The organism is Desulfobacterales bacterium (genome assembly GCA_030066985.1).
GTDB lineage: Bacteria > Desulfobacterota > Desulfobacteria > Desulfobacterales > JAHEIW01 > JAHEIW01.
This window is the reverse complement of the sequence record JASJAN010000016.1, coordinates 1-21,150: the sequence shown is the minus strand read 5'-3', so window position 1 is coordinate 21,150 and position 21,150 is coordinate 1. Positions and strand designations below refer to the sequence as shown.

Sequence of the window (21,150 nt, the reverse complement as noted above, 5' to 3'; positions counted from 1 at the left end):
ATAAAAAAATATATGACTCCATCAAACAAAAAACCCATCCGCCCGCCTCGATTAAAGCCCGGTGACACCATTGGTATTGCGGCACCGGCCGGCCCTTTTGAGCGCGATACTTTCAGGCAGGGCCTGAGCGCCCTGGAAGCCATGGGTTTTCAGACCCGGGTCCCCGATGAAATATTTGACCGCACCGGGTATCTGGCCGGCACCGATGCACAGCGAGCCCGGCTGGTCCATCAGCTTTTTGAAGATCCGGACGTTCAGGCGATCGTTTGCGCTCGCGGCGGATTCGGTTGTTTGCGGATGTTGCCGTTGGTTGATTTTGACGTCATCCGCAGTCATCCGAAAATTTTCGTAGGTTACAGTGATATTACCGCCTTGCTGGCGACAATTACCCATCACGCCGGGTTGGTGACATTTCATGGCCCGATGGTGACTCCCCTTGCAAGCGCACCGGAGCTAACCCGCAGCGCTATGATGGCCGCCATTGCATCCGATGCGCCGCTTGAAATTGCCGCTGCTGCCGGCATGGTGATTCAGACGGGTCGGGCAAAAGGGCCCGTTACTGGCGGCAACCTTGCGACCCTGTGTCATCTGCTGGGAACGCCCTTTGAAACTGACTACAAGAACCATATTGTGTTGCTGGAGGATCGGGGTGAAGCGCATTACCGCATTGACCGCATGCTGTCTCAGATGAAATTGGCTGGGTGCTTTGACGGCATTGCCGGGCTGGTTCTTGGCAACTTTGAGGATTGTGGCGCATTGGACGGAATTTACCAAATCTTCCAGGAGCATTTCCAGGACCTTTCCATTCCGATTCTGGCTGGTTTTGATATCGGTCATGGAACGCAAAATCAAACCGTTCCTTTTGGCATGACCGCCACTTTGGATACGGACAAGCAGCTTCTTTCTTTCAGCCAACCGGCAACCATCGGTTAGTTGTTAGTCGCCCGTTGTCAATAGTAATATGGTTTCAGGTGTCAGGTGTCAGGAAAAAACTGGTTTCAGATGTCCCTATTAGGTTTCAGCCCTTCTATTCGTCCCTGAAACCTGACACCTGAAACCTAAAGTAAATAGTAGTAAAATGGAAATGGAATCTGTCGACAGATTGATGAAACAAGCTGTTAATAGCGGGATCTTTCCCGGCGGGGTTTTACTGGTCTCAAGCGAGACAGCGGTTGTTTTCTCAGAGGCTTACGGGCTGGCACATCTCCACAAGCAAACGCCGGTGACCGCAAACACCATATTTGATCTGGCTTCTTTGACCAAGCCTCTGGCAACGACCCTGGCGGTGATGCGGCTGGTGCAGGATTGCAAACTCGATCTAGAAGATACGCTTGGTGAGCTGTTACCTGAATTTAGGGAAGGTGATAAAGCCAAGATTAAGCTCAAACATTTACTCTATCATAATGCGGGTCTTCCGGACTACCGGCCGTATTACAAGCAACTCGATAGGATCGCCTTGGCTTCGCGCCGGGACGAGCTGCGTCAACTTTTAGTGAACGAGCCCCTGGTCCAGCCCAGCGGTAAAGAAGTTCTATACAGTGATCTGGGGTTTATGATTTTGGCATGGTTGGTTGAGCACATCAGCACCCGGCGCCTGGATCATTTTGTCACTGCAAAATTCTACCGTCCACTGGGTCTTGAAAATCTCTATTTTATCGACCACAACAGTAGTGAGCGCCAGGGCTCTTTTGCGGCTACTGAAAATTGTGCCTGGCGCCGTGAAATTATAATCGGACGCGTGCATGATGAAAATGCGTTTGCAGTCGGCGGCGTTGAGGGTCACGCCGGTCTTTTTGGAACCGCTGAAGATGTTCACCTGCTTTTGACTGAACTGCTGCGCACCTATCAAGGGCAGAAGGACGATACCTTATTTGACCAAGAAGTGCTGCATCAATTTTTCAAACGTTTGCCCGGTACCGATAAGGCCATGGGATTTGATATGCCGCGCATAAAAGATGCCAGTTGCGGCCAAAATTTTTCAGTCTATAGCGTCGGGCATCTGGGATTTACCGGCACTTCTTTTTGGATGGATCTTGAGCAGTCTGTCATTGTCATATTGCTGACCAATCGCGTACACCCCACACGTGAAAATAAGCGTATTAAAAAGTTCAGACCCCATTTGCACGACACGATCATGAATACGTTGAGGTCTTAAATTTTTTAATGATTATTTTTGCTTGTCATGTTACAATAAATCTGTTTTACCATCCATTTAATTTTTAAGACTATTCTTTACAGCGAGGCCTTTCCGAATGAATTTATTTTTCGATAAAATTTTGGGTGTGTTTTCAGATGATCTGGCCATTGATTTGGGCACTGCCAATACGCTTGTTTATGTAAAGGGAAAAGGCATCGTTTTAAGCGAGCCTTCGGTAGTGGCGGTCAGCACCGGAAATCGATCCCGCAACCGCGTGTTGGCTGTCGGATCGGAAGCCAAGAACATGTTGGGCAAAACACCCGGAAATATATTGGCCATCCGCCCGATGCGCGATGGCGTTATTGCTGATTTTGAAGTGACCGAAGCCATGTTGCGTCATTTTATTCATAAGGTCCACAACCGACGCACCTTTGTTCGACCGCGGATTATCATTGCCGTACCATCGGGCATCACCCAGGTTGAAAAGCGCGCTGTCAGAGAATCAGCTGAATCCGCCGGTGCCCGAGAGGTTTTTTTGATTGAAGAGCCCATGGCAGCTGCGATCGGGGCCGGTCTTCCCATCACCGAACCAACCTGTAACATGGTGGTGGACATCGGTGGTGGCACCACTGAGGTAGCCGTGATTTCGCTGAAAGGAATTGTTTACAGCCGTTCGGTTCGCGTTGCCGGTGATAAAATGGATGCAGCCATTATTCAGTATATCAAACGTAAATATAATTTGCTGATTGGTGAGCGCTCGGCTGAAATGATTAAGACCTCAATCGGCAATGCCTATCCGGATTCTCAGAATCTGGAAACCATTGAAGTCAAAGGCCGTGACCTGGCCTCAGGAATTCCCAAGATCCTATCGATCGACTCGGAAGAAATACGAATTGCCATTTCCGAACAGATTGATGCCATAGTTGAGACAGTGAAAATTGCCCTCGAACAGACACCACCTGAATTATCTGCCGACATCGTTGATCGAGGTATTATTCTGACCGGAGGGGGTGCCTTGCTGAAGAATCTGGATAAACTCATACGTGAGGAAACCAGTTTGCCGGTTACGGTCACCGAAGACCCATTATCTACAGTGGCGCTGGGCTCGGGGAAGGCCCTCGATAATCTTGAAATTCTTAAGGCAGTAGTGGTCAGCTGAGTTCTTATAGCGTTGCTAAAATAAATAAAGCGTTATGTTCTCCAAAAAGATGGTTCTAATCGTTGGCGTTATCATTCTGATTACCGTCAATGTCATCCTCCTTTCATTTTCCAGCAAAAGCCAATCGACCTTTGGATTAGGTCGCGTGGGCCTTTCAGTGGTCTCTCCGTTTCAGGAGGTTGTTACCCGATCAATTCGTTTTGCGCGGGATATCTGGGAGCGTTATTTTTTTCTGGTCGCAGTTGCCCATGAGAACGAAAATCTAAAAAAATCGTTAAATCAGTTTATTGGAAAAAACAATCAATGGCTTGAAACCGATATGGCCAATTCCCGGCTGCGGGATCTGCTCAATTTCCAAAAAGCGCCGACCAATCCAGTTGTGCCTGCCGAAGTTATTGGAAAAGATCCCTCCGGCTGGTTTAAAACCATTATTATCGACAAAGGCACATCAGATGGTATGCAGAAAGGATTGCCGGTAGTTTTGCCGACCGGTATTGTCGGTCAAGTGATTGAAACAGCCGGCCATTATTCTAAAGTGATGTTGCTTGTTGATCGCAATAGCGCCGTTGATTCCCTGGTGCAGCGCTCGCGGGCGCGGGGTATCATTAAAGGTGAATCCGCCGATCAATTTCGGTTTGAATTTGTTTTGCGCAAACATGACTTGCAGATCGGCGATACGGTGATCGCATCCGGATTGGACGGTGTTTATCCAAAGGGGCTGCGCATCGGGCGCGTATCGGATATCAGCCAACGCAACTCAGACATCTTCTACGACGTTAGCGTCACCCCTTTTGTTGATTATGAAAAACTGGAAGAAGTTTTGGTTATTCTTCGTTCGCCAACGCAGACTTTTGCGAGTCAAAAATGAGATACGGTTTTTATATCGGCACCTGCCTGCTATTGCTGATCGTCCAAACCACCATTTTGCCTTATATTCCCGGATTGGGCGGTATGTATGATCTGCTGATCCCCTTTGTGATCTTTATCAGTATTTGCCTTCCACTGCGCGAGAGCCTACCATTTGTTTTAGTACTGGGGTTGATCATGGACAATCTTTCCGGAAGTCCATTTGGGTTGCATATGACCTTTTATTTGTGGTTGTTTATTGGGGTTCGCTTTATTATCCGGTTTCTGCGGGTGAGCAATAAATTTCTTTTGTCGGTGGTTGTGGTCACAGCCGTTTTAATCGAAAACCTGTTAATGATTGCCACCTTTACATTTTTCAGGCCGGCGGAGCAGTTGCCGGCAGATGCATGGATCGTTATCTCCCAGCAGTTTTTATGGGCGCTGGCCACCGGCCCCCTATTTTTATTAATTCTGCTGGCTTTTGCCAAACGGTTCAACATTCAGTGGGATGGCGCTACGCCACCGCCCAACGCTTATGGATAAGTACTTAAAAACAGCAGATACCGACTGGTACAAACAGCGCATTACAGGTGTAATTGTCTGCGCCCTGGCGGTCTTTGTCGTGCTGATGATTCGGCTCATTTTCCTGCAGGTCATCATGGGAGATGAATACCGACGTTTGTCCTTGAACAACAGCATCCGATTGCAAAGTATCGATCCCCCCCGCGGCCGACTCTACGACCGCAACGGCGATCTTTTGGTGGACAACCGACCTTCCTTTGATGTGAACATTACCCTCAAAGATGCTGATCCGTTGAACCTGACTCTTGAGAGATTGGCAATTCATCTTAAAACGCCCGCCGACGCGCTTTTGTCTCAGATAAAACAGACGCGGGGCGTATCGGCTTACAGCCCGCTATTGCTCCGACAGGATGTCGGTCGCGATACACTGGCGTCGATCGAGGTCAAAAAATTCGATCTACCGGGTGTTTCAGTTGATACCAATTTGCGGCGCAACTATATCTATGAGCGCCAAGCAGCGCATCTGATTGGCTATTTGAGTGAAATCAGCCCTGCTGAGCTCAAAAGCGGTTCATATCCGGATTGCCGCAGCGGGGATCTGATCGGCAAGTTTGGCGCTGAAAAAATGTACGAGAACGCCTTGCGGGGCAAACGGGGCGGGCGCCAGGTTGAGGTCAATGCCAATGGCCTGGTGGTCAGAGTTTTAAAAACCGTTGAAGCTGAACCCGGGCACAATGTCTATTTGACGATTGATCAAAAATTGCAGCACCGTACCGAAGCTTTGCTGGATGGCGTGGTTGGAGCGGCGGTGGCCATTGAGCCGGCAACCGGCAAAATTTTGACCTTGGCCAGCAGCCCTACATTTGATCAAAATTCATTCGTGGGTGGTATCACTCGTGAACAATGGGACTCTCTGATCTCAAATCCGTTCAGACCCATGTCAAATAGAGCCATCCAGGGCGAATATCCTCCCGGCTCCACCTATAAGATCATAACAGCGCTTGCCGGACTGCAAGAAGGTGTCATCGACGATAAAAGCGTTTATCATTGTCCCGGGCATTACCGATTCGGCAATCGGGTTTATCGCTGCTGGAAAAAGGGCGGACACGGAAAGGTTGATATTGTCAAAGCTGTCGAGGAATCCTGTGATGTGTATTTTTATCAGGTCGGACAGCTTCTCGGTGTCGATCGCCTGGCATGGTATGCCAAGGCCTTTGGACTGGGCGCTCCCACCGGCGTTCAGCTGGATCATGAAGCCCAGGGTCTGATTCCCACGGCGGCCTGGAAAAAAAGGCGCACCGGTGTGCCCTGGCAAGAGGGTGAAACCCTGTCGATTGCCATCGGCCAGGGGTTTAATCTGGCAACACCTATTCAGATGGCGGTTTTGGCTGGTGCTGTGGCCAATGGCGGCGATCGATACCGCCCCATGATATTGGACAACATTAAACAGATGGATGGTGACAGCGTGCAGCAAAATCAACCCAAAATGATTGGAAAACTCCCGGTCGGTCCTGCCCATCTGGAGCTAGTCAAGCTGGGTTTGTGGAAGGTCGTCAACAGCGAAAACGGAACAGCCCGCGGTAGCCGTCTGGCCGATATCGAAATTAGCGGTAAGACGGGTACTTCCCAGGTCATCAGCCGCAAAGATAATGAATCCATGGCTGAAGAAGATATGCCCGCTCATTTGCGATCGCATGCCTGGTTTATCGCATATGCGCCTTCTGATAAACCGACTATCGCTGTGGCAGTGGTTGTCGAGCATGGTGAACACGGTTCCGGTGCGGCAGCACCGATTGCCAAAGAAATGATAAAGACGTTTTTGCGTCAACCACCTGTCGGTTCGCAGATGGCAACTCAAACGGCGGCCAATAGCATCAGAGAAGATGGCTCGGCCACCGGCCTCCAATAGGTATCAGGTGTCAGGTATCAGGTGTCAGCCCTTCTAATAGACCCTGACACCTGACAGCCGACACCTGGCACCTAATTTGAAGCGAAAGCGAAAAAAAATGTTTGATCGCAGATTAGTACAATACTTTGATTGGGGTTTGATGGGTGTGGCCATGCTGATCGGCTGCGTTGGTCTTATTACACTCTACAGTGCGGTAACGGCAGAGACGCCGGCCCCCCAAAAAGTAATGTTCTTCAAGCAAATGTTGTGGTTTTCGATTGGGCTGGTGGCGATGATAACCACCTTTTTGTTTAACTATAAACTGTTAGATCGCTGGGCCCAGCCGATTTATTTAGGCTGTATAGCCCTTTTACTGGCAGTTTTATTTATCGGAAAATATGCCGGCGGATCCCGCCGCTGGCTGATTTTTGGTCCGGTATCGCTTCAACCCTCAGAGCTGGTGAAAATTGCCGTCATCATTGCATTGGCGCGCTATTATTCCAAGGATGCCAAATCAAGCGGATACACCCTGCGAGAGTTGGTGCGTCCCTTAATGATCATCATGCTGCCGGTTATCCTAATCGGGATGCAACCAGATTTGGGTACAGCCGGCCTGGTGGTGCTGATTGCCGGCGCCATTACCGTTTTTGTCAAAATTGAGCGCCGTTCCTTTATCTATCTGATCAGCTCTGGGGCGGTCATGTTTCCACTCATCTGGTTTTTCTTAAAGGACTATCAAAAACAGCGTATTCTCACATTTTTGGATCCCGACCGAGACCCGCTGGGCGCCGGTTATCATATCATCCAGTCCAAAATTGCCATTGGATCTGGAATGCTGGGCGGAAAAGGATTTTTAAAAGGAACACAAAACGCCCTGTCATTTCTACCGGAAGAACATACCGATTTTATATTTTCCGTCTTGGCTGAAGAATGGGGGTTTCTGGGATCAGCCACCTTGATACTTTTATTTCTCATTTTGATCATATGGGGTTTGAATGTGGCCCACGCCTGCCGAGAACCTTTCGGGACGATTTTGGCCGTCGGGGTGACGGCAATGATTTTCTGGCAGGTCATCATTAATATCGGTATGTCCATGGGTCTGTTGCCGGTGGTGGGCGTGCCGCTGCCGTTTGTCAGTTACGGGGGGTCCTCGGTATTGACCACTGCCATCGGCATTGGCCTGTTGCTCAATGTCAGTATGCGACGGTTTATGCTCGACTGACGGAAGTAAGATGCGGCATCCGATCGCCCTGTTTCTAAAACCGGTATGCGGCAGTCTTATGTTGTCGGGAGGTAAGCACAGCTGATGAAAAATGAAAAGAAGATCGAGTCCATATCAACTTTCATCGGATTTGGTTCTGGCATAGAGGGAAACGTCGAATTTCAGGGCACCATGCGACTGGATGGTCGGGTGAACGGTAAAATCACAAGCAAAAACGGTACCCTGATTGTCGGCGAGAAAGCCGTCATTGAGGCGGATATCCTTGTGGAGTCGATCATCATCATGGGCACAGTCTCCGGCACCATCGACGCCCAAAAGCGAATTGAGGTGCGGCCACCGGGCCAGCTCAACGGCAGTATCCAGGCAGGGGTTATTTCGATTGAACCCGGGGGGAGATTTAACGGTAAGTGTGCCATGAGGACCAAACTGGATGCCCTTAAAAAGCCCCTATCTGCGCCGCCAAATCCCGCTAGATCAGAGCTTTCCCAAGACCCATAAAATTTGCAAAAAATCCTTTGACAACCCCTTGGGCGGGATGTTATAGACCGCCGAGCCAAACCATCCTTTTGTCATGAATCAAACCATTTAGACCCGTTTTTTAAAAAATTATCGACGGAGGATTTCTCAATGAGAATTTTCGGTGGAAACCGCAAATTTTCCGCTATCGTTGTGGTAACTTTGCTTAAGCTGTTGTTGCTATCAGCGTCTATGGCCCTGGCAGCATCGGGAGAGGGCGGCGGCGGTGTTACCGTCATGCCGGATTGGACCGTTTTTATTCAGATTATCAACTTTCTCTTTATTCTGTGGATCTTAAACCGCATTTTATACCGTCCGATTCGCAATATTTTGCGCCAACGGAAAGAAAAAATGGACGGTCTCGAGCGCAGCATCCAAACCTATAATGATGATGCCGCGGAAAAAGATGCGGCTTTTGCCGCAGGCATAAAAGAGGCCCGGACCAAAGGCCTGAGTGAAAAGGAATCTTTGCTGCAGACGGCTGCTGAGGAAGAAAAAGAGATTATTGCCAAAGTTAATGAAAAAGCCCAAGCGGAAATGGCAGATATCCGCCAGAAGATTTCCCAGGAAGCCCAAACCGCCAAAGCTGCACTGCAAACCAAAGTGGAAGAATTTGCCGATGATATCTGCCAAAAAATACTAGGGAGGACGGTCTCATGAAGACTTCTGAATTGTGGCGGCGCATTCTAATGGGCGTTTTGATTTCGCTTTTGTGCCTTTCTGCGGTTGCCGCTCTGGCAGCATCCGGTGAAGGGGGTGGAGGGAAAGGCTGGGTTAAAACAGATACCTGGCGGCTCATGAACTTTGTGGTATTGCTAATTGCTCTCATTTTCGTTTTGCGCAAACCGATTTCCCAGGCCTTAAGCTCACGTGTGAAAACCATCAAGGAACAGCTGGAGAGTTTAGAAACCCAAAAAGCCGAAGCCGAAAAAAAACTGGCGCAATACAATGAGAAATTATCCCAGCTGGAGAATGAAGCTGAAAAAATTGTTCAAGGCTACATCCAGCAGGGCAATGAAGCCAAGGCCAAAATATTAAAGGAGGCCGAGGCAACGGCTGAAAAACTGCAGCTCCAGGCAAAACGCAACATTGAGCATGAGTTTAGCAAAGCCAGACAAGAGCTGCAAAAGGAAGTGGTCGAAAAGTCTCTGGTCAAAGCCGAAGAGTTGCTCAAACAGACAATCACCGACAAAGATCAAGATAAACTCGTAAACGAATATTTAGATAAGGTGGTGGCGTAATGAAAAATCTGGCTGTCGCCCGGCGCTATGCCAAGGCGCTTTTGCTGATCAGCAAAGAAGATGGGCAAACCGATGCTTATCAAAAGGAACTCAGTGGATTTGCAAAGCTCATGGAAACAGATGAAACGCTCAACCAGGCGGTTACCAACCCGCTTTATGAGGCCTCTGTCCGCCGCAACGTCCTGCAAACAGTCTTAGATAAGCTGGGTCTTTCCAGCACGATGAAATCATTTCTTCTGCTGCTGTTTGACAAGGGCCGCATGGCGTTTGTTGGTACGATTGACGATCTTTATAAAAAACTGGCCGATGAGCTGAATGGCATTGGCCGGGCCAGTGTGGTATCGGCCACCGATCTGCCCGCAGAGACGGTGGAGCGAATTCGAACGGCGTTATCCCAAAAAACCAATATGGACATTATATTGCAGGTTGAAAAAGATCCCGAATTGATTGGCGGTATTGTCACCAAAATCGGGGACCTTGTCTGGGATGGCAGTATCAAGACGCAATTATCAAATTTGAGAGAAACTTTAAAAAGGGGTGAGGGTGTCTAATGGAATTAAAAGCTGAAGAAATAAGTCAGATTATCAAAGAGCAAATTACCGATTACGACAAAAAGGTTGAGCTCAGCGAAACCGGTGTCGTGTTATCGGTGGGTGACGGCATTGCCAGAATTTATGGGCTTGAAAATGCCATGGCGCTTGAACTGGTGGAATTTCCAGGTGCCATTCTCGGATTGGTTCTCAATCTTGAGGAGGACAATGTGGGTGTGGCCATTATGGGAGAAGACGTTCACATAAAAGAAGGCGATATCGTCAAGCGCACCGGCCGTATTGCTCAGGTGCCGGTGGGTGAAGCCGTGCTGGGCCGGGTGGTATCGGCTGTCGGCGAGCCTTTGGACGGCAAAGGACCGATTGACGCAAAAGAGCACCGCCGCGTGGAGATGGTTGCTCCGGGTGTCATTGCTAGAAAAAGCGTTCATGAACCGTGTTACACGGGCCTCAAAGCGGTCGATGCCATGACGCCGGTGGGACGAGGGCAGCGTGAACTCATTATCGGGGACCGCCAGATCGGCAAAACCGCCTGTGCCATCGATGCAATCTTGGCTCAGAAAAATACCGATGTGTACTGCATATATGTGGCTTGCGGTCAGAAAAAATCCACCGTGGCCCAGGTGCATGCCGTACTTGAAAAGCACGGTGCCATGGAATATACCACCGTCGTATCGGCCTGTGCCAGTGACCCGGCGACCCTGCAATATATCGCGCCTTATGCGGGTTGCGCTATGGGGGAATATTTCCGGGACAACAAACAGCATGCCTTGATCATCTATGATGACTTATCCAAACAGGCCGCCTCCTATCGTCAAGTGTCGTTGCTCTTGCGGCGTCCGCCAGGCCGTGAGGCTTTCCCGGGCGATATTTTCTACAATCACTCCCGTCTGCTCGAGCGGGCCGCCAAGCTTAATGACGAGCTGGGGGCCGGTTCGCTGACCGCCCTGCCGATCATTGAAACCCAGGCCGGTGACGTTTCCGCTTATATTCCGACCAACGTGATCTCCATTACCGACGGCCAGATCTATCTTGAGCCGGGCCTGTTTTTCGCCGGTGTGCGTCCGGCCATCAACGTGGGGCTCTCAGTATCGCGTGTTGGCGGGGCCGCACAGGTTAAGGCCATGAAACAGGTTGCCGGCACCCTGCGCCTGGATCTGGCCCAGTATCGTGAACTGGAAGCATTTGCCGCTTTCGGCAGTGATCTGGATAAGGCCACTCAGAGGCAACTGACCCGCGGGGCGCGGCTGGTTGAAATCTTAAAACAACCTCAGTATCAACCCCTGCCGATGGAAAAACAGGTGACCATTCTTTTCGCAGGGGCCAAGGGATTTCTCGATGATTTACCGATTGATGTTCTGGCTAAATACGAAGCCGGATTGTATCCGTTTATTGAAGACCGCTATCCGGCCGTTTTTACGGAGTTAGCCGAAAAGCAGGAAATCAGCGAAGATCTCGAAAACCAGATGAAACAGGCTCTGGAAGCCTACGACGAAGAGTTTAAAGATACAATTAAGTAGAAACTCGAAATTGGAAACTGGAAACTTGATCGAATCAAAACTGATATTCCCAGAGACCAATTAAGGCCCTTATAAAGATGGTTTTTTGAAAGTTTCGAGTGACAAGTTTCAAGTTTCAAACTTACAAAGGCTGATTGTATGGCGACGTTAAAAGATATTCAGTTAAAGATTTCAGCGGTAAAAAAGACCCGACAGATCACCAAAGCCATGAACATGGTGGCAGCCTCAAGGTTACGCGGGGCCCAGACCGCAATGGAAGCGTTTCGCCCCTATGCCGGCAAATTTGCCGAGGTGCTGGGAAGCTTGGCCGAAAGGGCCGGCGAAGAGACCAATCCGCTGTTGGTGCCCAAGGAGCAGGTCAAGAATGTGCACGTGGTGTTGTGCACCTCCGATCGAGGGTTGTGCGGCGGTTTCAATGTCAATTTGATTGAAAAAGCCGCGGCCTTTATGAAAGAAAAAGCCGGGGCCGACATTGCGTTTTCATTTACCAATTTCGGCAAAAAGGGCCGCGACTGGTGCCGCAAAGAAAAATTTCAGATCGACAGCGAACAGCTGGGTGTGGTCGGCACCACTGTTGGGTTTAATGTGGCTTCCACGACCGGTAAACAGCTGGTCGATGCTTTTTTGGCGGACACTTACGATGAGGTCTATCTCATCTATGCCGAATTTGTCAGTATGGCGAGGCAGATACCGGTTTTGCAGCAGCTGCTGCCGATCCCGCCGATCGAAACCGAGGAAACCGAAGAAAGTGCGACGGCTGGTGCATATTTACCGGAACATATCTGTGAGCCGTCAACGGATGCATTACTGGGCGAAATGCTGCCCCGAAATGTTTATGTCCAGTTATACAGCGCTTTGTTAGAAACCTCGACCAGCGAGCATGCCGCGCGCATGATGGCGATGGACAATGCCACCAAGGCCTGTAACGATATGCTTGAAAACCTGACGCTGATCTATAACAAAGCCCGTCAGGCATCCATTACGGCTGAATTAATGGATATTGTCGGCGGTGCCGAAGCGCTCAAAGGATAGAAATTGTTAATCGTTAATCGTTATTTGTTAATGGTCCGTCGAATAACAAATAACCAGTAACAAATAACTAAAACGGAGGTTTTTCGATGGGAGAGAACATTGGTAAAATTTTACAGGTATTGGGACCTGTTGTTGACGTAGAATTTGAGCAGGGAAAACTGCCGACCATTTATTCGGCACTGACCATTAGCAATCCTGCTATCAACGACGAAGAAGACAATCTGGTGGTGGAGGTGGCCCAACATCTGGGTGATAATGTCGTCCGGACCATCGCCATGGACGTTACCGACGGTCTGGTGCGGGGGATGCCGGTTAAAGACACCGAAAAACCGATCATGATGCCGGTTGGCGAAGCCGGGCTGGGACGGGTTCTCAACGTGGTCGGGCGACCTGTTGATGGATTGGGCCCGGTGAGTCAGGAGAAGTTGTTGCCCATCCATCGGGAAGCGCCGAAATTTACCGAACAGGATACCACCGTGCGAGTTCTTGAGACCGGGGTTAAGGTCATCGACCTGCTGGTTCCTTTTCCGCGCGGGGGCAAAATGGGTATGTTCGGCGGAGCCGGTGTTGGCAAAACCGTTATTATGATGGAAATGGTGCATAATATCGCCATGCAGCACGGTGGTATCTCGGTGTTTGCCGGCGTGGGTGAGCGCACCCGTGAAGGCAACGACCTGTATCACGAAATGAAAGATTCCGGCGTGTTGCCCAAAGCGGCTTTGGTTTACGGACAGATGACCGAACCGCCCGGAGCCAGAGCTCGTGTGGCGCTTTCAGCCTTGACGGCAGCTGAATATTTCCGTGATGAAGAAGGCCAGGACGTTTTGATCTTCATCGACAATATTTTCCGTTTTACCCAGGCCGGTTCCGAAGTTTCGGCCTTGCTGGGCCGCATGCCTTCCGCTGTTGGTTATCAACCAACGTTGGCTGTTGACTTGGGGGAATTGCAGGAACGCATTACCTCCACTGACAAAGGCTCCATTACGGCTGTGCAGTGCGTCTACGTACCGGCGGACGACTTGACCGACCCGGCACCGGCAACCACCTTTGCGCATCTGGACGGCACAGTGGTTCTATCACGGCAAATCGTTGAGTTGGGAATTTACCCCGCAGTCGATCCCCTAGATTCCACCTCACGGATCCTGGATGCTTCCTATATCGGTGACGAACACTATCAAGTGGCGCGTCAGGTACAGCAGATTCTGCAAAAGTACAAAGAGCTACAAGACATCATCGCTATTCTGGGAATCGAAGAATTATCCGATGAAGATAAGGTCACCGTGGCACGGGCTCGAAAGATTCAGCGCTTCTTGTCACAGCCGTTCCATGTTGCTGAAGCATTCACCAATAAACCCGGGGTTTACGTTAAGATCGAGGACACCGTCAGGGCATTTAAAGAAATCTGTGAAGGCAAACACGATGAAATTCCCGAGCAGGCTTTTTATATGCGCGGTGGCATTGAAGAGGTTCTGGAAGCAGCCCGAGAAATGGCTGAAGCCGAATAGTTATTGATCGTAAACTTATCCTGAGGAAACGATATGGCTGCAAATATACATTTAGAAGTGGTAACGCCTGAAAAGATTGTTGTCAGCGAGGAAGCGCAGATTGTTGCCTCACCGGGGTCGCTGGGGGAATTTGGCGTTCTCAGTGGGCACACCCCTTTCCTGACCACATTAAAGACCGGTATGATCCGCTATACTAATGCGGCTGGAAAGGAAAATTTTGTCTTTGTCAGCAGCGGATTTGCCGAAGCGCTGCCGGATAAAGTGACCGTGCTGGCGGAATCGGCCGAGGTCAGCAACGACATTGATGTTAGCCGGGCCAAAGAGGCGCTTGCACGAGCCGAAAAGCGGCTGGCCGAAGATCGCTCCCGGGAAGATATCGATTTTCAGCGTGCCCGCGCTGCTTTGGAAAGGGCCACGGTTCGCATCCGAGTCGCAGGCGTAAATTAAGGGCGGCCAATATGTGTCGCAGCTGAATCTTATCTTTGTTCATTTGATTACTTGAAAAAAGGGCAACCCAGAAAAATGGGTTTGCCCTTTTTCCTTTTGACAGTTAAACTGATAGATATGAATTCAAATATTGCAGTTGTCATACTGGCTGCGGGTTTGGGGACCCGCATGAAATCAAACAAAGCCAAGGTCTTACATGAAGTTTGTGGCAAACCGATGATCCATTACGTTGTTGAAACGGCCCAAAAGGTTGCCGGTAACAACGTGATCCTGGTGGTGGGCCATCAGGCCGACGAAGTTCGCCAAACGGTGTCAAAACAGGGCGCTTTCCAATTTGTCTACCAGAATGAGCAACTTGGCACCGGGCATGCGGTCCTGTGCGCCCTGCCTTACATACCGGATGCCTGTGAGGAGGTGGCGATTCTGTGCGGTGATGTGCCCCTGATTGAGGCGCACACCATCCAGACGCTGGTCGCAGCTCATCTGGCTGAAAATAGGGATATTACCGTTTTGGCGGTCAAACTGCCGGATCCGACCGGCTATGGCCGCATGGTATTGGATGCGGGCGGCAACCTGCAGGCCATTGTGGAGGAATCCGATGCCAGCGATGAGCAAAAACGCATCGGGCTCATTAATACGGGCATTTTTTGCGTCAAAAAGCAAATTTTATCAGAAGCGTTGCCTAAAATTAAGGCAGACAATGCGCAGGGCGAAATGTATCTTACCGATATTATTAAAATTGCCTATTATAGTCAAAAGCAAATGGGGGTTGTGACCGGTGACGATCCTGTGGAGGTTACCGGTATCAACACGATTAGTGAGTTAAAAAATGTTGAGCGAGCAATGAAAAACGGGTGATGAATATCGCTTGACTTTTTTTGAGAATGCAGCTTATAGTAACAAAAAATATTTGTGAGGTTAAGCCTTGGATAATGCAATTCTTTCTGACCAATTCAACCAAATTGAAGAAAAGGTTGCACAGTTGATTTCGATTTGCAGAGAAAACGAGGCTGCCAATTTAGAACTTAAAAATAAAATTAAAAGCCTAGAGGAGGAGCTTTTAGGTAAGATCGAGGCTGAAAAAAGCCATGCGCGAGAAAAGGCTTTGATCCGTTCAAAGATTGATAGTTTGTTGGTTAGAATTGAGGAAATCATTGAAGTTTAGCGTACCTTGACCGTCGGATATGGGTTAGTAAAAGCGGAAAGGCAGATTTAATATTCATTGGAACAACTTGTAACCATAGAGCTTTTTGGGAAAAAACATACTTTTAAGGCCGAAGCGGACGTTCAGCAGGCCAAAGAAATTGCGAATGTACTTGTCAAAGAAGTGTCACGTATTCAAACTCAGCGATCCGCCCAATCTTCTGCGGATTCGAACTTGACCACATTGATGCTGGCAGCGTTGAACATCGCCCATCAAAATTTGGAGCTTGAAAACCGTCATTTGAAGTTTTGGCAGGATTTGTCAGAACGTTCGCTGAATTTGATTCGCCAGTTGGATGATTGCGTTTCACAAAAGTGAGAAGCGGTTCGACAAGTTGTAGAATGAATAAGCTAAGAAAGGAAGCGCCCGTCGGTTCTCCGCAACCCAGACCGCCAGACATCCTGAAAAGATGTAAAATCCTTTCAGGCGGCCATTAATAGCGGTTGATTAGCGCGCTTTAAAATACCATTTTTGCCCCTACCGTGTCCGTGATTGGGAGTTATTCTTTGACCCAACAGCTATCTTCTGGGAGCCTTCGCTGGTTTCGGTGTGCATGTTCTGCTGGTTCAGAAAAGCCTGATGAAATTATGAGGCACCCACTTTGAACTTAGGTTCAAAGACCTGCCAACACGGCATCTTGGTGGGGGTCTTCTTTTGTTCGTCGAGATTGAAATTCCCACTGGCCGGTGGCGGTTGCATGACATCTTATTGGGCTGATGACCGCCTTTAAGGTTAACCCTCGCAGTCCAACTTTTTTCTTCTTCGAATCTCCGTGCACATCTGCTCCACCTCAACAGTACATCAAAACATCTATCGCGTTTTCACAAAGCCCTTGGTTATCGATACTGAACCAAATAGGCAAAGGGTTTCAGCCCCAGCAGGTAAAAACGCGTTAGTTCGCATCCAACCGCAGATGGTTGCATGCTGACCAACATATAAAAACGTGCTGATGAAAACGACTGTAAAGGGCAGGCGCTTTCATTAGGGGTTTTCAGGGAGTAAGATATGAGCGCATTTGATATTATCATTGTCATTATCTGTTTCGGCGCCGGTTTCGCCATTGCTTTTTGGGTAAAAGGAAAGATTGCAGCCCAAAAAATGAAGGTTGCTGAAGGACAGGCCACACAACTGATAGAAGATTCCAAACGAAAAGCCGAAACCCTTATAAAAGAAGCCGATCTGGAGATAAAAGACCGGCATTTTAGAATGAAAAGCGATTTTGATTCGGAGACCAAAGAGACGCGTTCAGAGCTTAAGCAGCGCGAATCGCATCTGATGCAAAAAGAGGAAAATATCGATCGTAAGATCGATCAAAATGAGCGCAAAGCCCGCGAGCTTCAGCGCAAAGAAAAGAAGCTGCGAAAAAGAGATAACGAAATTCAGCGCAAGGAACTGCAATACGAAGAGCTGGTCGAGGAACAAAAACAGCAGCTTGAAAAGATATCAGGGCTATCGGCTGAACAGGCAAAAGAGCTTCTGATTCGTGCGATGGAAAATGAGGCCCGCTATGAAGGGGCGCGTATCATCAAAAAAATTGAAAATGAGGCCAAAGAGCGTGCAGACCGTAAATCCAAAAAGATTCTGGCAACTGCCATTCAACGCTATGCCGGAGAATATGTTGCCGAACGCACCGTCTCGGTTGTGCAGTTGCCCAGTGATGAAATGAAAGGCCGGATTATCGGCCGAGAAGGGCGTAACATCCGCGCCATCGAAGCTGCCACCGGCGTGGATTTAATTATCGATGATACGCCTGAAGCCGTTATTCTATCAGGCTTTAATCCGGTCAGACGAGAAGTAGCACGCTTATCGTTGATGCGACTTATTTCAGACGGCAGAATTCACCCGGCCCGCATTGAGGATGTGGTTAAAAAAGTCGGTCAGGAAGTTGACATCGCCGTTAAAGAAGCCGGCGAGCAGGCAGCCTTTGATTTGGGCGTTCATGGTATTCACAATGAGCTGATTAAAACCCTGGGCCAGTTGAAGTTCCGAACTAGCTACGCACAGAACGTATTGCAACACTCTATAGAGGTCGGCTTTCTTGCCGGGATCATGGCTTCTGAGCTGGGGCTCAATGCAAAAATGGCTCGCCGAATGGGATTGCTGCATGATGTTGGCAAGGCCATTGATCATGAGGTTGAAGGGCCGCATGCGATTATCGGATCCCGTCTGGCCAAAAAATTCAATGAATCCCCGAAAGTTGTTCATGCAGTTGCGGCCCACCATGAAGATGTGACGCCCAATTCGGTTCTGGCCCTGCTGGTTCAAGCAGCCGATGGACTTTCCGGTGCCAGGCCCGGTGCACGTAAGGAGCTGCTTGAAAACTACATCAAACGTCTGGAGGATCTTGAAAATATTGCGAATTCCTTTAAAGGTGTTTCCAATACCTATGCCATTCAAGCCGGTCGGGAATTGCGGGTCATAGTGGAAAGCGAAATCATCTCCGATGAAGAAGCCTTTCTGGTCAGCCGTGATATCGCCAAAAAAATAGAGGAATCTTTGACCTTCCCGGGGCAGATTAAGGTGACGGTGATTAGAGAGACCAGGGCAGTCGAATACGCCAACAAATAGAATTTTCGATTTCTAATAGAATCTTTTTCCGCTGAGCTGCGTTCTCCGCGGGTTTTACCCTGCGACGTACGAACAGTACGCCGCAGGAAAAAACCCTTGTGCGGCCTTGCTCAACGAAAAAATCTCACATTTATAAATCGAAAATTAATTTATCATATCGCTCCGTCGTTGCGCCGTTTGAGCACCTTATTATATTAGATTCAGATGCGAAATCCCGCGCAAAGTGCGGGAGCCCTCGAACAAGATCTAAGCTTTGGCTGACGGCTATTATTCAATTAAATCGAGATTCAAAATCCATTAATAAATCGAAAATTCATTTTTTTATATTGCTCCGCAGCGGTTAAATCTCAATGCGCCGTTTGAGCACCTTATTACATTAGATTCAGATGCGAAATCCCGCGCAAAGTGCGGGAGCCCTCGAACAAGATCTAAGCTTTGGCTGGCGGCTATGATGGGTTTACTTTCAGTTGGACAAGCTTTCAATTATACTTTATTAAAAGGTACATGTCTTGCCGAGCTAATCATCTAAAATTCATTTTTTAGGGAAGGAAAGTATGCATGGCCAATGTTCTGGATGTTTTAGAAGAGCGCGGTTTTATTGAACAGATCACGCATGATCAGGAGCTAAGAGAATGCCTCGATGGGGGCAACGTGACGTGTTACATAGGGTTTGATCCCACGGCCGCCAGTTTGCACATTGGCAGCCTGGTGCCCATCATGTCACTGGCTCACATGCAGCGGCAGGGGCACCGTCCCATCGCTCTGATCGGTGGGGGCACAGGCATGGTCGGCGATCCTTCCGGGAAAACAGAAATGCGCCAGTTGCTGACGCTGGAAGCCTTAGCGGAAAATGCAGAGGGAATCAAAAAGCAGCTTTCCCATTTTCTTGATTTTAAAGGCGGTAAGGCGCTGATGCTCAATAATGCCGAATGGCTGACCGAATTGAAATATATTCCGTTTTTGCGAGATATCGGTCGCCATTTTTCGGTAAACCGCATGATCAAGGCTGAAAGCTATAAGATCCGTTTGGACTCCGAAGAGGGCCTGACCTTTATTGAATTTAATTATATGGTTCTGCAGGCATACGATTTCTTAGAGTTATTTCAGAATCACAACTGCCAAATCCAAATGGGCGGCAGCGATCAATGGGGCAATATCGTTGCCGGCGTTGAATTGATTCGCCGGGTTCACCAGGGATCGGCATTCGGTATTACCTTTCCCCTGATTACCACCAGCGGTGGCGAAAAAATGGGAAAAACAGCCAAAGGCGCCATTTGGCTGGATGCGGCCAAAACCTCACCTTATGATTACTATCAATACTGGATCAACACCGACGACAGAGATGTAGCGCGCTTTCTAGCGTTGTTTACCTTCTTGCCCATGGATGAAATTCGTCGGATTGAGCAGTTAAGCGGTGCCGATCTAAACAGTGCCAAGGCCATTCTCGCCTTTGAGGCCACGCATCTTGCGCATGGCAGCCAGGCGGCCTTCGAGGCGCATCAGGCCGCCGCAAGTATGTTTGGCGCACGGCAAATACCCGCTGAAATTTTACCCTCCAGCACCTTACCGCGAGGCGAAGTGGGTGCCGATGATACCTCAGTGCCAACTTCTTCGTTGGATCTTCAAACCCTTAAAGCCGGCATACCCGCCTTTAAACTGTTTCATCAGGTGGGACTGGCCAATTCCGGCGGTGCTGCGCGGCGCTTGATCGAGCAGGGCGGGGCCTATATAAATGGTATCCGCGTCGAATCTTTTGACTATCAAGTCAGCAATGCCGATGTAGACGATAGTCAAACGATTCTGCTTCGTTCCGGCAAAAAGCGTTTCCATAAAATTGAGGTTCGAAAATAGCCCCTTCAAACCGTTTATTTTATTCTAAAATAAGGCTGCACCTTCGGTAGGTTTAAAACGAATAAAATAGGAGTGTTGGAGTACTTGGGTACTGGAGTAATGTGTAGAGGTTGGATGTCTTTTAACAACACTCCAATACTCCAGCACTCCGTTAGTCCCTGATGAAAACCTTAAAGAACTATGGGCAATCTTAGGCGCCCATTTTTTACAAATTTTTTAAAAAATTGTACTTTTTTTGTTGACAAACTTCTTTCTTAACGCTAAATTCGCCGTTTATCATCTGTGACTGACAAGACGTCAACACAGCTCAAAATCCGATAAAAAGTGTTGACAAAATACAACCAAATAGTATATTTGAAAAGTCGCAATGCCGGCTTTTTACGCCGTTTATTGCAACCGCCCTTCATTTGGGGGCGATTTGATCTTTGAAAACTAAATAGTGACGCGTATGTAAGTCGGGTCAACGTAAATGTATTGTGTTTCCAACACAATATTTCATAGTTTAATTGGAGAGTTTGATCCTGGCTCAGAATGAACGCTGGCGGCGTGCCTAACACATGCAAGTCGCACGAGAACGTTTCAGCTTGCTGGAACTAGTAAAGTGGCGTACGGGTGAGTAACGCGTGGGTAATCTACCTCCGAATTGGGGATAACATTGCGAAAGCGATGCTAATACCGAATGACATCTCAATTACTTAAGTTTTTGAGATCAAAGGTGGCCTCTCCTCGGAAGCTTCTGTTTGGAGATGAGCCCGCGTACCATTAGCTTGTTGGTAGGGTAATGGCCTACCAAGGCAACGATGGTTAGCTGGTCTGAGAGGATGATCAGCCACACTGGAACTGACACACGGTCCAGACTCCTACGGGAGGCAGCAGTGAGGAATTTTGCGCAATGGGGGAAACCCTGACGCAGCAACGCCGCGTGAGTGATGAAGGCTTTCGGG

At 48.9% G+C, this 21,150-nt stretch carries 20 protein-coding genes, 1 rRNA gene and 1 other RNA gene; all 22 read left to right on the top strand.

The window, feature by feature from the left end; all coding sequences use genetic code 11:
- Window positions 1–12: 12 nt before the first annotated feature.
- A complete protein-coding gene (locus QNJ26_09245; GenBank protein MDJ0985716.1) occupies window positions 13–933 on the top strand; it encodes an LD-carboxypeptidase in 921 nt (306 codons plus the stop codon).
- A gap of 172 nt (window positions 934–1,105) precedes the next feature.
- Entirely contained in the window at window positions 1,106–2,155 is a 1,050-nt protein-coding gene (locus tag QNJ26_09240) for a serine hydrolase (protein MDJ0985715.1), read from the top strand.
- 97 nt (window positions 2,156–2,252) lie between these two features.
- Complete coding sequence (locus QNJ26_09235) at window positions 2,253–3,296, top strand: rod shape-determining protein (protein ID MDJ0985714.1); 1,044 nt, start codon at window positions 2,253–2,255, stop codon at window positions 3,294–3,296.
- 34 nt (window positions 3,297–3,330) lie between these two features.
- Complete coding sequence (gene mreC, locus QNJ26_09230; protein MDJ0985713.1) at window positions 3,331–4,164, top strand: rod shape-determining protein MreC; 834 nt, start codon at window positions 3,331–3,333, stop codon at window positions 4,162–4,164.
- Window positions 4,161–4,685, top strand: coding sequence for a rod shape-determining protein MreD (gene mreD / locus QNJ26_09225; GenBank protein MDJ0985712.1), 525 nt, complete (start codon window positions 4,161–4,163; stop codon window positions 4,683–4,685). Before mreC ends, mreD begins: the two co-directional genes overlap by 4 nt.
- The gene (gene mrdA / locus QNJ26_09220) at window positions 4,678–6,573 is read left to right on the top strand and encodes a penicillin-binding protein 2 (protein MDJ0985711.1); all 1,896 of its coding nucleotides are present in this window, start codon (window positions 4,678–4,680) and stop codon (window positions 6,571–6,573) included. The genes mreD and mrdA overlap by 8 nt, the downstream gene beginning before the upstream one ends.
- A 97-nt stretch (window positions 6,574–6,670) precedes the next feature.
- On the top strand, window positions 6,671–7,774 hold the full coding sequence (gene rodA / locus QNJ26_09215) for a rod shape-determining protein RodA (GenBank protein MDJ0985710.1): 1,104 nt from the start codon (window positions 6,671–6,673) through the stop codon (window positions 7,772–7,774).
- An 84-nt stretch (window positions 7,775–7,858) separates the two neighbouring features.
- Window positions 7,859–8,272, top strand: coding sequence for a polymer-forming cytoskeletal protein (locus QNJ26_09210; protein MDJ0985709.1), 414 nt, complete (start codon window positions 7,859–7,861; stop codon window positions 8,270–8,272).
- A 129-nt stretch (window positions 8,273–8,401) separates the two neighbouring features.
- A complete protein-coding gene (locus QNJ26_09205; GenBank protein ID MDJ0985708.1) occupies window positions 8,402–8,950 on the top strand; it encodes an ATP synthase F0 subunit B in 549 nt (182 codons plus the stop codon).
- A complete protein-coding gene (gene atpF, locus QNJ26_09200; protein ID MDJ0985707.1) occupies window positions 8,947–9,531 on the top strand; it encodes a F0F1 ATP synthase subunit B in 585 nt (194 codons plus the stop codon). The genes QNJ26_09205 and atpF overlap by 4 nt, the downstream gene beginning before the upstream one ends.
- Window positions 9,531–10,082, top strand: a complete 552-nt coding sequence (gene atpH / locus QNJ26_09195; protein MDJ0985706.1) for an ATP synthase F1 subunit delta — start codon at window positions 9,531–9,533, stop codon at window positions 10,080–10,082. The genes atpF and atpH overlap by 1 nt, the downstream gene beginning before the upstream one ends.
- Entirely contained in the window at window positions 10,082–11,599 is a 1,518-nt protein-coding gene (atpA, locus tag QNJ26_09190) for a F0F1 ATP synthase subunit alpha (GenBank protein MDJ0985705.1), read from the top strand. Before atpH ends, atpA begins: the two co-directional genes overlap by 1 nt.
- 138 nt (window positions 11,600–11,737) lie before the next feature.
- Window positions 11,738–12,631, top strand: a complete 894-nt coding sequence (gene atpG, locus QNJ26_09185; GenBank protein ID MDJ0985704.1) for an ATP synthase F1 subunit gamma — start codon at window positions 11,738–11,740, stop codon at window positions 12,629–12,631.
- 86 nt (window positions 12,632–12,717) lie between these two features.
- Window positions 12,718–14,136, top strand: a complete 1,419-nt coding sequence (atpD, locus tag QNJ26_09180; GenBank protein ID MDJ0985703.1) for a F0F1 ATP synthase subunit beta — start codon at window positions 12,718–12,720, stop codon at window positions 14,134–14,136.
- A 33-nt stretch (window positions 14,137–14,169) separates the two neighbouring features.
- A complete protein-coding gene (locus tag QNJ26_09175) occupies window positions 14,170–14,583 on the top strand; it encodes a F0F1 ATP synthase subunit epsilon (GenBank protein ID MDJ0985702.1) in 414 nt (137 codons plus the stop codon).
- Window positions 14,584–14,700: 117 nt separating this feature from the next.
- Window positions 14,701–15,441: an NTP transferase domain-containing protein gene (locus QNJ26_09170; GenBank protein ID MDJ0985701.1), complete on the top strand. Its 741-nt coding sequence runs from the start codon at window positions 14,701–14,703 to the stop codon at window positions 15,439–15,441.
- Between the two features lie 67 nt (window positions 15,442–15,508).
- The gene (locus tag QNJ26_09165) at window positions 15,509–15,748 is read left to right on the top strand and encodes a hypothetical protein (GenBank protein ID MDJ0985700.1); all 240 of its coding nucleotides are present in this window, start codon (window positions 15,509–15,511) and stop codon (window positions 15,746–15,748) included.
- Window positions 15,749–15,805: 57 nt separating this feature from the next.
- Entirely contained in the window at window positions 15,806–16,105 is a 300-nt protein-coding gene (locus QNJ26_09160; protein ID MDJ0985699.1) for a cell division protein ZapA, read from the top strand.
- A gap of 153 nt (window positions 16,106–16,258) precedes the next feature.
- Window positions 16,259–16,438, top strand: a non-coding RNA gene (gene ssrS / locus QNJ26_09155) — 6S RNA.
- A gap of 354 nt (window positions 16,439–16,792) precedes the next feature.
- Window positions 16,793–18,355, top strand: a complete 1,563-nt coding sequence (gene rny / locus QNJ26_09150; protein ID MDJ0985698.1) for a ribonuclease Y — start codon at window positions 16,793–16,795, stop codon at window positions 18,353–18,355.
- Window positions 18,356–18,913: 558 nt separating this feature from the next.
- The gene (gene tyrS, locus QNJ26_09145; protein MDJ0985697.1) at window positions 18,914–20,206 is read left to right on the top strand and encodes a tyrosine--tRNA ligase; all 1,293 of its coding nucleotides are present in this window, start codon (window positions 18,914–18,916) and stop codon (window positions 20,204–20,206) included.
- Window positions 20,207–20,709: 503 nt separating this feature from the next.
- Window positions 20,710–21,150: ribosomal RNA gene (locus QNJ26_09140) — 16S ribosomal RNA — on the top strand; the annotation flags it as partial.

Bases quoted from the DNA above. Each gene is read 5' to 3' on its own strand.
- QNJ26_09205 (MDJ0985708.1), top strand. From the start codon at position 8,402: ATGAGAATTTTCGGTGGAAACCGCAAATTTTCCGCTATCGTTGTGGTA.
- atpA (MDJ0985705.1), top strand. From the start codon at position 10,082: ATGGAATTAAAAGCTGAAGAAATAAGTCAGATTATCAAAGAGCAAATT.
- atpG (MDJ0985704.1), top strand. From the start codon at position 11,738: ATGGCGACGTTAAAAGATATTCAGTTAAAGATTTCAGCGGTAAAAAAG.
- mrdA (MDJ0985711.1), top strand. From the start codon at position 4,678: ATGGATAAGTACTTAAAAACAGCAGATACCGACTGGTACAAACAGCGC.
- atpH (MDJ0985706.1), top strand. From the start codon at position 9,531: ATGAAAAATCTGGCTGTCGCCCGGCGCTATGCCAAGGCGCTTTTGCTG.
- QNJ26_09210 (MDJ0985709.1), top strand. From the start codon at position 7,859: ATGAAAAATGAAAAGAAGATCGAGTCCATATCAACTTTCATCGGATTT.
- atpD (MDJ0985703.1), top strand. From the start codon at position 12,718: ATGGGAGAGAACATTGGTAAAATTTTACAGGTATTGGGACCTGTTGTT.
- rodA (MDJ0985710.1), top strand. From the start codon at position 6,671: ATGTTTGATCGCAGATTAGTACAATACTTTGATTGGGGTTTGATGGGT.
- rny (MDJ0985698.1), top strand. From the start codon at position 16,793: ATGAGCGCATTTGATATTATCATTGTCATTATCTGTTTCGGCGCCGGT.
- mreC (MDJ0985713.1), top strand. From the start codon at position 3,331: ATGTTCTCCAAAAAGATGGTTCTAATCGTTGGCGTTATCATTCTGATT.
- QNJ26_09170 (MDJ0985701.1), top strand. From the start codon at position 14,701: ATGAATTCAAATATTGCAGTTGTCATACTGGCTGCGGGTTTGGGGACC.
- QNJ26_09175 (MDJ0985702.1), top strand. From the start codon at position 14,170: ATGGCTGCAAATATACATTTAGAAGTGGTAACGCCTGAAAAGATTGTT.
- tyrS (MDJ0985697.1), top strand. From the start codon at position 18,914: ATGGCCAATGTTCTGGATGTTTTAGAAGAGCGCGGTTTTATTGAACAG.
- QNJ26_09245 (MDJ0985716.1), top strand. From the start codon at position 13: ATGACTCCATCAAACAAAAAACCCATCCGCCCGCCTCGATTAAAGCCC.
- QNJ26_09240 (MDJ0985715.1), top strand. From the start codon at position 1,106: ATGAAACAAGCTGTTAATAGCGGGATCTTTCCCGGCGGGGTTTTACTG.
- QNJ26_09235 (MDJ0985714.1), top strand. From the start codon at position 2,253: ATGAATTTATTTTTCGATAAAATTTTGGGTGTGTTTTCAGATGATCTG.
- mreD (MDJ0985712.1), top strand. From the start codon at position 4,161: ATGAGATACGGTTTTTATATCGGCACCTGCCTGCTATTGCTGATCGTC.
- atpF (MDJ0985707.1), top strand. From the start codon at position 8,947: ATGAAGACTTCTGAATTGTGGCGGCGCATTCTAATGGGCGTTTTGATT.